This window comes from Streptomyces sp. SAI-170 (genome assembly GCF_049739565.1).
Taxonomy (GTDB): Bacteria; Actinomycetota; Actinomycetes; order Streptomycetales; family Streptomycetaceae; genus Streptomyces.
In genome coordinates, this window is the sequence record NZ_JBMGQD010000001.1 from 3,004,322 (window position 1) to 3,017,569 (window position 13,248).

The window sequence follows — 13,248 nt, forward strand, 5'->3', positions numbered from 1 at the left end:
TTTAGCGTAGGGAATGTTTGTAACACGCACCTCGTTGGATACCTACGTACGCAGCAATTCTCCTCAGGAGGATGACCAGACGAAGGGAGAAGCCCATGCGCTTCGAAATCATGCGACTCGACGACGTCGACGGCACGCCCGTGGACAGCACCGTCGTGGACGCCGCCTCCGTCAACCGGATCGTTCAGCAGGCCGCCGCCATCGGACAGCGCCTGTGGATCCGCCCGGCCGACACCGCGGCCTCGTAACGCGGATCCCTACCCACAGAAGCTTCGGAGCCCCGTACGGCCACTGCCGTACGGGGCTCCGCCGCATCCACCGGGGCTCAGGCGCCCTGGATCACCTGGGTGACGCCGTTGATGATCTGCTGCACGGCGATCGCGGACAGCATCATGCCCGCGAGCCGGGTGACCAGCACGACGCCGCCGTCCTTGATGACACGGATGATCAGCAGCGAGTAGCGCATCACCAGCCACAGCACGACATGGATGGCGACGATCGCCGTCCACACCGACAGCTGCGTGGCCACGCTGTCGGCCTTCTGCACGGCGAGGATCACGGACACGATCGCGCCCGGACCGGCCAGCAGCGGCATGCCCAGCGGCACGAGCGCCACATTGACGTCCTTGGTCGCCTTGGGCTCGTCGGTCTTGCCGGTGAGCAGGTCTAGGGCGATCAGCAGGAGCAGCAGCCCGCCCGCGATCATCAGCGCGGGGACGGACACATGCAGGTAGTTCAGGATCTGGTGGCCGAGGACCCCGAAGACGGCGATGACCCCGCCCGCCACACAGACGGCCTGGAAGGCCATCCGCTTCTGCACCTTCGCCGGACGACCGGCGGTCAGTGCCAGGAAGATCGGGGTGATCCCGGGGGGATCCATGATGACGAACAGGGTCAAAAAGAGTGAGCCGAAGACAGCGATGTCGAACATGGGTGGGGCACAGGCCTTGCTGGAGAAGAGGGTTTACGGAGGTGAGCGCGGGGTGGACCCTCAGGGCCCTCAGGCTCCGCCGGTACCCGGGACCGGGAACGCGCCCGTCGCACGCCGGGTGATCTCCCCGTACACCTCGGGGTCGGTCGTGAACTCACCGAGCGCGACCGTCTTGCGGCTGCCGTGGTAGTCGCTGGAGCCGGTGACCAGCAGGCCCAGTTCCTTGGCCAGTCCGCGCAGCCGGGCGCGGGTGTCCGGGTCGTGGTCCATGTGGTCGACCTCGATCCCGTCGAGCCCGGCCTCCGCCATCGCGGCGATCGCGGACTCCGGCACCGTACGGCCCCGCTTGACGGCCGCCGGGTGCGCGAACACCGCGACTCCGCCGGCGCCCTTGACCAGCCGGATCGCCTCGAAGGGGTCGGTCTCGTGCTTCTCCACGAACGCCCGGCCGCCGTCCGCGAGCCACTGCTCGGTGAAGGCGTCGCTCACCGTGGGGACGACGCCCAGCTCGACCAGCGCGGTGGCGACGTGCGGCCGGCCGACCGAGCCGTCGCCGGCGATCCGCGCGACCTGCTCCCAGGTCACGGGCACACCCAGTTCGTTCAGCTTGGCGACCATGCCCTTGGCCCGCGGCACACGGTCGTCGCGCACCAGCTCCCGCTCGGCGAGCAGCGCGGGCTCGGCGGCGTCGAAGAGGTAGGCGAGCATGTGCATGCTCGTGCCGTCGAGACGGCAGGACAGTTCGGCGCCGGTCACCAGCGTGAGGCTCTGCGGCAGTGCGGCGAGCGCCTCTGCGTGGCCCCTCGTGGTGTCGTGGTCGGTGAGGGCGATGACGTCCAGACCGGCGGCGGCCGCACGTCGTACCAGCTCGGCCGGGGTATCCGTGCCGTCGGACGCGGTGGAGTGGGTGTGCAGGTCGATACGCACGCGGACTCCAGGCGGTGACGGGCGGACAGGGACACCTCAGGATAACTGGGTTTTCGGGATACCCCGTCACACCCGTACAGGGGAAGTGACCTTTACGTCGACGCCCTCAGGGGCGCGGGGAACTGCGCGACAAGCCACAACGAACCCGCAGCCGCCCACGGACCGCGGGCACCACCTACGGCTTCAGCAAGCGCGGCGACAAGGCTCCGCACGGGACCAGCTCCACCTCTGCGCCTGCCTCTCTCAGGTCCGCCAGGACCATGTCCTCGTACATCAGGAGGCCGGACTGTTCGGGCCAGACGACGGCCCAGAGCCAGAGACCGAGGGCCTCTCCTGCGAAGACGGCGCGGTCGTCGGGGGTGCCGGAGACGTGCCACAGCGATGTCGGGCGGCCGGCCGCGAGGACTTTCGCCTGCGGGGGTTTCTCGACGTCGAGATACGGGCCCGGATCGGGTCCGTCGATACCGGCGTAGCGCGCGCCGAGACCGACGCCGAGTTCCTCCGCGACCAGGATCAGCTCGCCCATACCGCCGAGCGGACCTGGTCCGGAGCACGCGACGGCCGTCGCGCGACCGCCGTTGCGGTCGTCACCTGCACTGGCCACGCCCGTGAAGAGCCAGCCGACCGGCAGCGGCCACGGCATCCACACCGGCACCTTGGTGCGGTGCACCACCACGCCGAGGGCCTCGACGCTCGGCGGGATCACGGGCTGCACCGGATGCACCGTGCCGTGGAGGCCGCACTGCCAGGAATCGGCGAAGAGACCGGGAGCCCTGACCCGGCCACCGCACTTCGGGCAACTGGGTTCGCCCCTCATAGGGCCCCACGCTCCTACCCCGACACCGTCTCGTCAAGGACGATCACCCGTCCGGAGGGAACGCTCACCTTCAGGCAGTGGCGCGGGGTCCACCAACCGGCCCAATCGATCCGGCGGTTGGTGACATCCCTCACGCCCCGCCCGCAACCTCGCTCACGCCAGCGGCACGGAGGCGCGTGCGGGGTCGCGCAGGTCGGTGCCGTGGTTCAGCCAGCGCTCCTGGAGGGCCTGGGCGCCGTGCACCCGCTTCCAGGCGGCCTCGTTCGGCGTCATCGGCAGCAGCGGCAGGAAGCGGACCGGGTCGAGCGGCTCGTCCAGCTCCAGGTCCTCCACCAGGCCGCCCGGCTCGGCGACAAGGGCCGAGCTGAAGGGCGCGCCCGGCCACAGCGGCTCACCGACGTCCAGCGAGGCCCCGGGCGCCACGACCACGCCCTCCACCTGCGGGGACGCGGCCAGCACGGCGAGCGGCCTGAGCACCTTGTCGGTGTCGGCGAGCCCCGCGCGCACGGACAGCACCAGCTCGGCGCGCGGACCCTTCACAGGGTCGGCGACCATCGCGGTCGGGTCCGTCATGGGGTGCGCGGACATGCCGAGGGTGGCGTAGCGGACGATGCCGTCGCCCTGGAAGCGGAGCACCTCGACACGGTCGGTGCCGAGGAAGGTGACCGCCGCGCGGGCGTCCGGTTCGCCGAGCGCGGTACGCAACCGGGCCTCGACCAGAGCGAGAACATCAACCATGCGGCGAGCATAGAACTCGTCAGTACAAGGCAAAGCGGCGCCTTGACACTTCAGTCGGCTGATACTCTTGGCCGGTCGGGCAGCACGCAGAAGCGTCGCGCATCTTCGCCCGACGCCGATGGATCTCCCTTACGAGGGACCGACCGGAGGAGGTGGGGCTGCGATGGACCGAAGTCGACCGTGCAGTACCACCCGCTCTTCCGGCCGCTGAAGTAGCTGTCCTTCTTCCGGCTCAAGCCTTTCCGCCGCCGCTCCCGCGCGTCACCACGGAAGAGCACTTCGTTTCGTTCTGCCAGAACTGTCTGATCTGACCTGATCTGACCGGCAGCGAAGTCAGCCACCGCGACGGTGCGGTGCTCCCCGCTTTGTGGACGTGCCAAACATCCCAGCGTCAGGACGTCCCCATTCCGGGCAGTTCCACCCGTTCGCAGGCCGCCATGCGCTGCCCGCCCGCGAAGGAGCCTGCCATGTCGATGATCCGCGACCTGCGTTCCGTAGTGCGCCCCGCCCGCCCTACCCTGCGCAAGGAGACCGGCGGCTACGACACCACGCGCGACCCCGGCACCCCCTCGGCCGTCGTCGACTGCGCGGTCTACCGCGACGGCGCCCGCGTGGACTTCGGCAAGCCCGTCGGACCGCACGAGGCGATGCGCCAGGTGCGCCGCGACGGCGGGTTCGTGTGGATCGGGCTCCACGAGCCCACCGAGGCCGAATTCGCCGGTATCGCCAGCGAGTTCGGGCTGCACCCGCTGGCCGTCGAGGACGCCGTGCAGGCCCACCAGCGGCCCAAGCTGGAGCGCTACGACGACTCGCTGTTCACCGTCTTCAAGACCATCCACTACGTCGAGCACGACGAGCTCACCCCCAACAGCGAGATCGTCGAGACCGGCGAGGTCATGTGCTTCACCGGCCGGGACTTCTTCATCACCGTCCGGCACGGCGGCCAGGGCTCGCTGCGCGCGCTGCGCCACCGCCTCCAGGACGAGCCGGAGCTGCTCGCCAAGGGCCCCTCCGCCGTGCTGCACGCCATCGCCGACCATGTCGTCGACGGCTACATCGCGGTCGCCGACGCGGTCCAGGACGACATCGAGGAAGTCGAGACCGAGGTCTTCTCGCCGGGCCGCAAGGGCAGCCCGCGCGGCACCGACGCCGGCCGGATCTACCAGCTCAAGCGCGAGGTGCTGGAGTTCAAGCGGGCCGTGTCCCCGCTGGTGCGGCCCATGCAGCTGCTGAGCGAGCGGCCGATGCGGCTGATCGACCCGGACATCCAGAAGTACTTCCGGGACGTCGCCGACCACCTCGCCCGGGTGCAGGAGCAGGTCATGGGCTTCGACGAGCTGCTCAACTCCATCCTCCAGGCCAACCTCGCCCAGGCGTCCGTCGCGCAGAACGAGGACATGCGCAAGATCACGTCGTGGGCCGCGATCGTCGCCGTACCGACGATGGTCTGTGGCGTGTACGGCATGAACTTCGAGCACATGCCGGAGCTGGGCTGGAAGTACGGCTACCCGATGGTGCTGGGCGTCACCGCCATGATCTGTCTCGGCATCCACCGCACCCTCAAGCGCAACGGCTGGCTGTGACAGCGCCCCGATAGGCTGGGCTCATGACAAGCGAGCTGCTCGAGCGGGCCCTCGTCGAGGAGGCCACCAAGAAGTCCGGGCTCATCTGGGTCCGGGGTGCCGGTGCCCCGGCCGCCCGTGCGCTGTGGCACGTGTGGCACGAGGGCGCGGCCTGCGTGGTCGGCGACGGGCCCGGGGAACAGCCGCTGCCGGGGCTGGCCGACGGGGCCACCGCCGAGATCACCGTACGCAGCAAGGACAAGGGCGGCCGACTCGTCGCCTGGTCCGCGAAGGCCGTCGAGCTCGCGCCCGGGTCCGAGGCGTGGGAGGCGGCCGTCGCCGAGCTGAAGGGCAAGCGGCTCAACGCCCCCGACGGCGAGGCCATGCCCGGCCGCTGGGCCCGCGAGTGCCGGGTGCTGCGCCTGGAGCCCACCGGCGCCACCAGCGACCTGCCCGACGGCTCCCTCGCCGAGGCGCCGCTGCCGACTCCGGCGACGACCCGGCAGCCGATTCCGGCGGCTCTGCCGCGCCTGCTGCTGAAGAAGAGGCGCGCCAAGCGCTAGGGCCTGTCTGGCTTCCCGCCTGCCCCGCGACGCCTGGCACGCACGCTCGCCGCGTTGCCGAAACGCCCACGTGGCTCCGCCATGAGGGCGCTGCGGCGCCTTGCGATCGCACGCTCCCCCACGCTCGAACCGGCTTCGCCCGGCTCGCGCTGGGGCACCCCCATCGCCGCCGCGGGGCCCGCCCTTCGGGCGGACGTCGGGAATTTGCCAGACATGCCCTAGGACGTCGGCAGCTGCTGCCCGTAGTCCACGGTCTCGTCCTTCGGCGGCTGCTTCAGCGCGAAGTCCTCGCCCCAGTCGGAGAAGCGGAGCGTGCCCGCGTCGCCGGCGCGGATCAGGCGCAGCGGGTACGGCTTGCCCTGGAGGGAGACGTCCAGGGTGCCGCCGGAGCCCTTGTCGCCGGTGATGCGGATGGTGCGTACGCCCGCCTGCTCGTGATGGCCGTCGGTGGCCAGCGCGCCGTGCAGCGTGAGCAGGCCGTCCAGCAGGACGTCCATGTCGGTGAAGCCGCTGAACCGCTTGTAGGCGGGGTCGCCCTGCGGGACCTTCACATACTTGCCGCCGAGCTTGTCGGCGGCCGCCGCCGAGTCGTCCTCGTCGGAGTCGTCCTTGCCGTCCTCGTGGTCCCAGAAGGCGGCGTCCGCCTTCAGGTAGAGCTCGTCGTCGATGCGGAGCAGCTCGAAGGTCGCGCCCTGCGCGGTCAGCGAGCCGGAACCGCCGTCGTCCTTCAGCCGCATGTCCAGCTCGTACGTACTCCCGCCCGCGACCACGGTCCCCGACAGATGCACCGCGTCCGCGGCACCGGCCGCCGTGCGGGTCTCGGCCTGGATCTTGGCCGGGGGCAGCTTGCCGACCCCGTTGGTGCCCGCGTCCGGGTCCTCCTCGCTGCATCCCGTGAGCCCCAGGCCGGTCACGGCCAGCGCGCACACCGCGCCGGCCAGTCCGACCCTGCGGCGGATACGGCCCTGGGGAATCGCAGTCACAGGTGCGGTGCCTTTCCGACGTGTCCTTCAGCGGCTACCGCAGAGTACCGGGACGAGGAGTTCCGCCAGAAAGCAGAGTGATGTACGTCCTTCCCGTGGCAGGGCTACCGAGCCGTACCATCGTCCTTATGGTTACGGAAGACGCGGTGCGCGAAGCACTGGCGACAGTCAACGACCCCGAGATCAACCGGCCCATCACGGAACTCGGGATGGTCAAGTCGGTGGAGATCGGTGCGGACGGAGCGGTCGCGGTCACCGTGTACCTGACGGTCTCCGGTTGCCCCATGCGCGACACCATCACGCAGCGCGTGACCGACGCGGTCTCCCGCGTCGAGGGCGTCACCCGCGTCGACGTCACGCTGGACGTGATGAGCGACGAGCAGCGCAAGGAGCTGGCGACGGCGCTGCGCGGCGGCCAGACCGAGCGCGAGGTCCCCTTCGCCAAGCCCGGCTCGCTGACCCGCGTGTACGCGGTCGCCTCCGGCAAGGGCGGCGTCGGCAAGTCCTCGGTGACGGTGAACCTGGCGGCGGCGATGGCGGCCGACGGCCTCAAGGTCGGTGTCGTCGACGCCGACATCTACGGCCACTCCGTGCCCCGCATGCTGGGCGCCGACGGCCGGCCCACCCAGGTCGAGAACATGATCATGCCGCCGTCGGCGAACGGCGTGAAGGTCATCTCCATCGGCATGTTCACCCCGGGCAACGCCCCGGTGGTGTGGCGCGGCCCGATGCTCCACCGCGCGCTCCAGCAGTTCCTCGCGGACGTCTACTGGGGCGACCTGGACGTCCTGCTCCTGGACCTGCCGCCCGGCACCGGTGACATCGCGATCTCCGTGGCCCAGCTGGTCCCGAACGCCGAGATCCTCGTCGTCACGACCCCGCAGCAGGCGGCGGCCGAGGTCGCCGAGCGGGCCGGCTCCATCGCCGTCCAGACCCACCAGAAGATCGTCGGCGTGGTCGAGAACATGTCCGGCCTGCCCTGCCCGCACTGCGGCGAGATGGTCGACGTCTTCGGCACCGGCGGCGGCCAGGTCGTCGCCGACGGCCTGACCCGTACGACGGGCACCAACGTCCCCGTCCTCGGCTCCATCCCCATCGACGTCCGCCTCCGCGAGGGCGGCGACGAGGGCAAGCCGGTCGTCCTGACGGACCCGGACAGCCCGGCGGGCTCGGCCCTGCGCGCCATCGCCGGCAAGCTGGGCGGCCGCCAGCGCGGTCTGTCGGGCCTGTCCCTGGGAATCACGCCCAAGAACAAGTTCTGAGCGTCGTACGACGAGGGGGGTGCCGTCCCGCGGGACGGCACCCCCCTCGTCGTCTCCCCGGCCTACGCGTAGGCCGAGATGTCCTTGATCATGGCGAAGCCGAGCCCGTACGCGCTCATGCCCCTGCCGTACGCCCCCACGTGCACGCCCTCCTGAGTGGAGCCGGCCAGCACCCAGCCGAACTCGGACTCCCGGTAGTGGAAGGGCGTGGGCGCGCCGTCCACGGGCAGGGACAGCGTCGACCACTCGGACCCGTCGAGGTCGTCGGCCAGCGCCCACGCCGTCTCCGTCTGCTGCTCCAGCCAGTCGTCCCGCAGCGCGTGGTCCATCTGGCCGGGCCAGGTGAAGGACAGCAGCCCCACCCCGGCCAGCCACGCCGCCGACGACACCGACGTGGCCTCCAGCAGGCCCGTACCGTCCGCACTTCTGCGGGACGGATTCGCCGCGACGGTCACCACGACCGCGAACTTCTCCCGGTCCTCCGCATCGGCCCGCACCGAGGGCTCGTCACCGTGTCCGATGGACCCGTGCTCCACCGCCCCGTCGGCGGCGGTCCCGACCTGCATCAGCCAGCGCGGCCCCGTGAACGCCTCGTCGAGGCCGTACCACGGGAAGGGCGCGCTCAGGTAGCCGTCGACCGTACGCCGGGCGGAGGGGACCTGCTGTCCACCCTCCGCGGCCGGCGCCTGCGCGACTGCCCGACTCGTCGTCTCCATGTGCCCGGACGCCTCCTCGCTCTCGTCGGACCGAGCGGCCCGCCCCCCTTCGGGCGGCGTTGCTCATCTGCGTACGGTCCGCACAACAACTCGGCAGCATATCCACACCACCGGGAGCAGCCGGGAAAGCACCGGGCGCGTGGGTCGCGCGCGGGCCGCGCGCACGGCGTGTGCGCGCTACCGGATACGGCGTCTGCGCGCTACGGGATCAAGTGGCGTCCGCGTCGAACGGCGGGCGCTCGACGCCGCCGGGCTCGGGCTTCTTGACCATGTCGACCCGGCTGCCGGAGGGCTCGGCGGCGCCGGACGAGGACTCGCCGTCGCGGCCGTGCACGACGTCGGAGACCTCGGCCATCTCCTTCTTGAAGTCGAAGCCGTTGCGGATCTCCTTGATCCCCAGGTCGTCGTTGTCCAGCTGCTTGCGGATGAACGTCTTGGGGTTGAGGTCCTCGAACTCGAAGTCCTTGAACTCCGGGCCGAGTTCGTCGCGGATGTCCCGCTTGGCGCTCTCCGAGAACTCGCGGATCTTCCGGATCGTGCGGGTCACGTCCTGGATGACCTTGGGGAGCTTGTCGGGACCGAAGACGAGCACGGCGAGGACGATGAGCGTCACCAGCTCGAGCGGTCCTATGTCATTGAACACCTGAAGCTCCTTGCGATGTCCCGGGCCGGGTCCACGGTACCCGCCGATCCTGTCCGACCGGTACCGTCCCGTGACGTCCGACTGCGTGTATGCGGCCGGGCCTGTGAGATTTTGAGCACGTCTGTACGGTTTGTCACCCGTCGTCCGACGAGCCGAGCACCAGGGAGATCGTCCGTTCCTTGCCGCCGCGTTCGACGGTCAGCTCCAGCCGGTCGCCCGGCCGATGGGCGCGCGTCTTCACGATCAGCTCCTCCCCCGAATGCACGCGCTGTCCGTCGACCTCGGTGATCACGTCCCCGGCCTCGATACCGGCCCGGTCGCCGGGTCCGCCGGCCGTCACCGGGGCGCGGCCGCCGCTCTTCTCGGTGCCCACCCGGGCGCCGTCGCCGCTGTAGTCCATGTCGAGGGTGATGCCGATGACCGGGTGGGTGGCGCGGCCGGTGTTGATCAGCTCCTCGGCGACGCGCTTGCCCTGGTTGACGGGGATGGCGAAACCGAGCCCGATCGAGCCGGCCTGCTCGCCCTCGGCCTCGGAGCCGCCGCCCGCGGAACGGATCGCGGAGTTGATGCCGATGACCCGGCCGCGGGAGTCCAGCAGCGGGCCGCCGGAGTTGCCGGGGTTGATCGGCGCGTCGGTCTGCAGGGCGTCGACGTAGGAGATGTCGCCGCCGTCGCCGCTCTCGCCGCCCGCGGTGATCGGGCGCTGCTTGGCGCTGATGATGCCCGAGGTGACGGTGCCGGCGAGGTCGAAGGGGGCGCCGATCGCGACCACCGGGTCGCCCACCTGGACGTTGTCGGAGTTGCCGAGGGGCGCGGGCTGCAGGCCGCTGACGCCCTTGACCCGGACGACGGCGAGGTCGTAGCCGGTGTCGCCGCCGACGAGTTCCGCCTCGGCGGTGTCGCCGCTGTGGAAGGTCACGGTGATCTCGCCGTCCTCGCCCGCGGGCTCGACGACGTGGTTGTTGGTGAGGATGTGGCCCTGGTCGTCGAGCACGAAGCCGGTGCCGGTGCCCGACTGCTCGCTGCCGCTGACATGCAGCGTCACGACGCTGGGCAGGGCTCGCGCCGCGATCCCGGCCACGCTGTCGGGGTCCCGCCCGGCCGGCTCCTTCCCGGCCTGCGGGAGCTCCACGCCGCCGATCCCGCCGTTGCGCTCCAGATACGCCCCTACGGCCCCGCCGACGCCGCCGGACACCAGCGCCAGCAGCACGGCTCCCAGCACCAGCGCCTTCCTGGCCCGCCGCCTCCGCTGCGCCACACTCGGCGCGGCCTGCCCGGTCTGCTGCAAGGGCCCTGCGGGCGCGGCGGCCCAGGGGTCGTAGCGCGCCCAGGGGTCGGCGGGGGCGGGGGCGGCGCCAGGTATGGAGGCGCCGGGGGGTGGTGTGGGTACGGCGGTGGCCGGGGCGGCGTGTGCTGTGGGTACCGCGCCGGCCGGGCCAGCGGGCCCTGCGGGGGTGCCGGGGACGGGCCCGGGCGGCTCTGTGCCGGGGGACGGAGATGGGGGCGGGGTGGGCGGGGTGGGCGGGGTCGCCGTTTCAGTGCCATGGGACACCGCCGGGGCGGGCATTTCGGTGCCGTGGGACACGGTCGGGGCAGGCATGTCGGTGCCGTGGGACACCCCCGGGGCGGGCGGCTCGGTGCCCTGCGGCAGCGCCGCCGGTGGAGGCAGCTCGCCGCCGTGGGCGATCGGCTGCGGCGCCGGTACCGCCGTGCCGTGCGCCGGGGTCGTCGCCGGATGCTGCACCGGCGGCGCGGGCGCCCAGGGACCGGGCTCGCCGTAGGGCGGGGTGCTGTAGGGGTCGGGGTCGTGCAGGGGCTTCACCTGCTGCGCGCCGACGGGGGCGGGGTGCTGCTGCCCGGCAGGAGGCTCCTGGTGGACGGGGAGCGGGGCCGGCACGTCCTGCGCGGCCGGAGCTTCCTGCACGGCTGGGCCCTCCGGAGAAGCCGGACCGTCCTGAGCGGCCAGACCCTCCTGCGCCGACGGACCCTCCAGAGCGGCCGGGCCATCCTGCGCGGCCGAACCCCCCTCAGCAGCCACCGACGGCCCGCCACCCCCAGTCGGCGCGGTTGCCCCCGCGTTCGACACGCTGCCCGCGGCGTCCTCCTCAGGCCGCCGAAGCTCGAAGTCTCCGTCGTCGGAGGTTGGCGCCCCGGACGGGCGTTCCAGGTGGAAGTCGTCTTCCGCCTCGGTCCGCTGTCCCGAAGGGTCCTGCGTGGGCCTGCCCTCGTTCATGCTCTCCCCACAGCTGGCCGCGGCACGGCGGATGCAGGCGCTGGCCGCGGCTCGTCGAACTCCGCCGCCGCACCCGGCCGCCTGCCGCGGGCACGGCCCACCCTGGATTCAACCAGGTTCGTGGGCCGGCGCGCAGAGGACGGTCAGCCGTCCTGGGAGGCCGAGGGAGAGGCCGTCGGGTCGGTGACCGGCGCGGTGAGCAGACCGGGCGGGGTGAGGCCGGGAACGGTGGGCCAGGTGTTCAGGCCGAGCGAGGACGTCGTCGCGAACGGCCGTATCAAAGGGGACATCGCCGCCGCGTCCGCCATCACCGGTGTGACGGCCTGCTGCTGCGAGGACTGCTCGTCGGGAGCCGTGAACCCGGGCAGCAGGGGCGCCGACACCTGGGTCGGGGCGACGCCGGAGCCACCGACGGACTGCCGGCCGCCCTGCCCCTGGGCGAGGAGGTGTCCGCTCGCACGCCGGCGCTGGTTCTCGGGGGCCGTGGCCGCGCCGGTGCCTCCGGTGCGGGCCGGAGTCACATTGGTGCCGCCCGAGCCGCCGCGTGCCTCGGCCGTGTCGGCGGGCACGCCCGTGGTGACCCCGCCGAGCGCGATCGCGGCGAGGGACACCGCCCCTGCGGCGACGAACGCGAAGCGGCGCCCGCGCGAGGCGGAGCGGTCGGCGTCGGAGCGGCCGACGTCATGGATACGGAAGCCGCGGCCGGGCGCGGGGTCGGACGGCAGCAGGGCGTGCGAGCCCGCGGGGACGTAGTCGAACTCGAAGCGCTCGCCGCGCCTCATGCCGAACACCCCGGCGGGCCGTCCGCCGAGTCCTCCGGTGAACCCTCCCCCGACCGACGGCGAGCCACCACCGTCCAGGTCACCTCCTCCGGGGAGCCCCTGGAGCCGCGCCAGCAGGCTCTCGGAGGGAGGTGGCGGGGCCGCCTCCGCGAAGACGTTCTTCAATCGGCGCTGGGCGTCGACCTCTGCCTTGCACTTCGGGCAGGTGGCCACATGCGCCAGCACACGCTCACGCGTGTCATGACCGAGCTCGCCGTCGACCAGGGCGGCGAGTCGGTCCCCCAGATGCTGCTCCGCGAGGCGCTCCTCGCCGGGTTTCGGCCATGATCCACTCACGCGGACGCGCCCCCTCCTCCCAGTGCGGGAATGCGGGCGGCGATGGAGCGGCGCTCGGCGCGCGCCTGAGGGGAGCGGTGCGCGAGGGCCTTGCGCAGCTGGGAGCGGCCGCGGTGGATGCGGGAGCGGACGGTGCCGAGCTTCACGCCCAGGGTCGCGGCGATCTCCTCGTACGACAGTCCTTCGATGTCGCACAGGACGACTGCGGCGCGGAACTCGGGCGCCAGGGTGTCGAGGGCCTGCTGGACGTCGGCGTCGAAGTGCGCGTCGTTGAACACCTGCTGCGGCGACGGCTCACGGCCGGCCAGCCGCTCGGCCGCGTCCTCGCCGAGGGTGTCGAAGCGGATGCGCTGCTTTCGGCGGACCATGTCCAGGAACAGGTTCGTGGTGATGCGGTGCAGCCAGCCCTCGAACGTGCCCGGCGAGTAGGTCGACAGGGAGCGGAAGACGCGGACGAAGACCTCCTGGGTGAGGTCCTCGGCGTCGTGCTGGTTGCCGGTGAGGCGGTAGGCGAGCCGGTAGACACGGCCGCTGTGCGTGCTGACGATCTCCTCCCAGGTGGGCGGAGTCCACGCCTGCCCGTCCGCGTCGGTGGAGAAGGTCGCGGTCTGGGTCTGGCCAGCGGCGTGGCTGGGGTCAGCAGCGGTGTCGTTCACGGATTTCGGCCTGCCCGCCGATCCGAGGAAGCGCCGCAGCACTCCTCCGCGATCCACAGGCGCAGCCGCACCTCCCCTATCGGCTCTGGTGGTGTCCAG

At 71.8% G+C, this 13,248-nt stretch carries 14 protein-coding genes; 4 read left to right on the top strand and 10 right to left on the bottom strand.

Annotation, left to right across the window (positions count from 1 at the left end):
* Positions 1-95 precede the first annotated feature (95 nt).
* A complete protein-coding gene (locus tag RKD23_RS13215; RefSeq protein WP_399323537.1) occupies positions 96-248 on the top strand; it encodes a hypothetical protein in 153 nt (50 codons plus the stop codon).
* 77 nt (positions 249-325) lie between these two features.
* On the opposite strand, the gene RKD23_RS13220 is transcribed toward RKD23_RS13215, so the two are convergent.
* The 4 genes from RKD23_RS13220 to RKD23_RS13235 all read right to left on the bottom strand — a co-directional run bounded on the left by RKD23_RS13220 (position 326) and on the right by RKD23_RS13235 (position 3,413).
* Positions 326-931, bottom strand: coding sequence for a MarC family protein (locus RKD23_RS13220; RefSeq protein ID WP_424853858.1), 606 nt, complete (start codon positions 929-931; stop codon positions 326-328).
* A 69-nt stretch (positions 932-1,000) separates the two neighbouring features.
* Positions 1,001-1,858, bottom strand: coding sequence for a PHP domain-containing protein (locus RKD23_RS13225; RefSeq protein WP_424853859.1), 858 nt, complete (start codon positions 1,856-1,858; stop codon positions 1,001-1,003).
* A gap of 175 nt (positions 1,859-2,033) precedes the next feature.
* Positions 2,034-2,675 carry a DUF6758 family protein gene (locus tag RKD23_RS13230; RefSeq protein WP_424853860.1) on the bottom strand — a complete coding sequence of 214 codons (642 nt, stop codon included), beginning with the start codon at positions 2,673-2,675 and terminating at the stop codon, positions 2,034-2,036.
* A 153-nt stretch (positions 2,676-2,828) separates the two neighbouring features.
* Entirely contained in the window at positions 2,829-3,413 is a 585-nt protein-coding gene (locus RKD23_RS13235; protein WP_424853861.1) for a suppressor of fused domain protein, read from the bottom strand.
* Positions 3,414-3,880: 467 nt separating this feature from the next.
* On the opposite strand from RKD23_RS13235, the gene RKD23_RS13240 reads away from it, so the two are divergent.
* The gene (locus RKD23_RS13240; protein ID WP_404042415.1) at positions 3,881-4,996 is read left to right on the top strand and encodes a magnesium and cobalt transport protein CorA; all 1,116 of its coding nucleotides are present in this window, start codon (positions 3,881-3,883) and stop codon (positions 4,994-4,996) included.
* Between the two features lie 23 nt (positions 4,997-5,019).
* The gene (locus tag RKD23_RS13245; RefSeq protein WP_424853862.1) at positions 5,020-5,538 is read left to right on the top strand and encodes a hypothetical protein; all 519 of its coding nucleotides are present in this window, start codon (positions 5,020-5,022) and stop codon (positions 5,536-5,538) included.
* Between the two features lie 218 nt (positions 5,539-5,756).
* Here RKD23_RS13245 and RKD23_RS13250 read toward each other — a convergent pair whose 3' ends face one another.
* A complete protein-coding gene (locus tag RKD23_RS13250; protein ID WP_424853863.1) occupies positions 5,757-6,521 on the bottom strand; it encodes a hypothetical protein in 765 nt (254 codons plus the stop codon).
* 128 nt (positions 6,522-6,649) lie between these two features.
* On the opposite strand from RKD23_RS13250, the gene RKD23_RS13255 reads away from it, so the two are divergent.
* Positions 6,650-7,783 carry an Mrp/NBP35 family ATP-binding protein gene (locus RKD23_RS13255; protein WP_424853864.1) on the top strand — a complete coding sequence of 378 codons (1,134 nt, stop codon included), beginning with the start codon at positions 6,650-6,652 and terminating at the stop codon, positions 7,781-7,783.
* 62 nt (positions 7,784-7,845) lie between these two features.
* Here the strand turns inward: RKD23_RS13255 and RKD23_RS13260 are convergent, their stop codons facing one another.
* The 5 genes from RKD23_RS13260 to sigE form a co-directional block, all read right to left on the bottom strand.
* The gene (locus RKD23_RS13260) at positions 7,846-8,499 is read right to left on the bottom strand and encodes a hypothetical protein (protein WP_404042419.1); all 654 of its coding nucleotides are present in this window, start codon (positions 8,497-8,499) and stop codon (positions 7,846-7,848) included.
* A gap of 208 nt (positions 8,500-8,707) precedes the next feature.
* Entirely contained in the window at positions 8,708-9,142 is a 435-nt protein-coding gene (locus tag RKD23_RS13265) for a sec-independent translocase (RefSeq protein WP_424853865.1), read from the bottom strand.
* Positions 9,143-9,275: 133 nt separating this feature from the next.
* Positions 9,276-11,066: a trypsin-like peptidase domain-containing protein gene (locus tag RKD23_RS13270; RefSeq protein ID WP_424853866.1), complete on the bottom strand. Its 1,791-nt coding sequence runs from the start codon at positions 11,064-11,066 to the stop codon at positions 9,276-9,278.
* A gap of 452 nt (positions 11,067-11,518) precedes the next feature.
* A complete protein-coding gene (locus RKD23_RS13275; protein ID WP_424853867.1) occupies positions 11,519-12,493 on the bottom strand; it encodes an anti-sigma factor family protein in 975 nt (324 codons plus the stop codon).
* On the bottom strand, positions 12,490-13,191 hold the full coding sequence (gene sigE / locus RKD23_RS13280; RefSeq protein ID WP_424858225.1) for an RNA polymerase sigma factor SigE: 702 nt from the start codon (positions 13,189-13,191) through the stop codon (positions 12,490-12,492). The genes RKD23_RS13275 and sigE overlap by 4 nt, the downstream gene beginning before the upstream one ends.
* Positions 13,192-13,248 lie beyond the last annotated feature (57 nt).

What these genes read in the sequence shown, in the direction of transcription:
- RKD23_RS13260 (WP_404042419.1), bottom strand. Translation starts at nt 8,499, where the DNA reads ATGGAGACGACGAGTCGGGCAGTCGCGCAGGCGCCGGCCGCGGAGGGT.
- RKD23_RS13215 (WP_399323537.1), top strand. Translation starts at nt 96, where the DNA reads ATGCGCTTCGAAATCATGCGACTCGACGACGTCGACGGCACGCCCGTG.
- RKD23_RS13245 (WP_424853862.1), top strand. Translation starts at nt 5,020, where the DNA reads ATGACAAGCGAGCTGCTCGAGCGGGCCCTCGTCGAGGAGGCCACCAAG.
- RKD23_RS13230 (WP_424853860.1), bottom strand. Translation starts at nt 2,675, where the DNA reads ATGAGGGGCGAACCCAGTTGCCCGAAGTGCGGTGGCCGGGTCAGGGCT.
- RKD23_RS13235 (WP_424853861.1), bottom strand. Translation starts at nt 3,413, where the DNA reads ATGGTTGATGTTCTCGCTCTGGTCGAGGCCCGGTTGCGTACCGCGCTC.
- RKD23_RS13220 (WP_424853858.1), bottom strand. Translation starts at nt 931, where the DNA reads ATGTTCGACATCGCTGTCTTCGGCTCACTCTTTTTGACCCTGTTCGTC.
- RKD23_RS13240 (WP_404042415.1), top strand. Translation starts at nt 3,881, where the DNA reads ATGTCGATGATCCGCGACCTGCGTTCCGTAGTGCGCCCCGCCCGCCCT.
- RKD23_RS13255 (WP_424853864.1), top strand. Translation starts at nt 6,650, where the DNA reads ATGGTTACGGAAGACGCGGTGCGCGAAGCACTGGCGACAGTCAACGAC.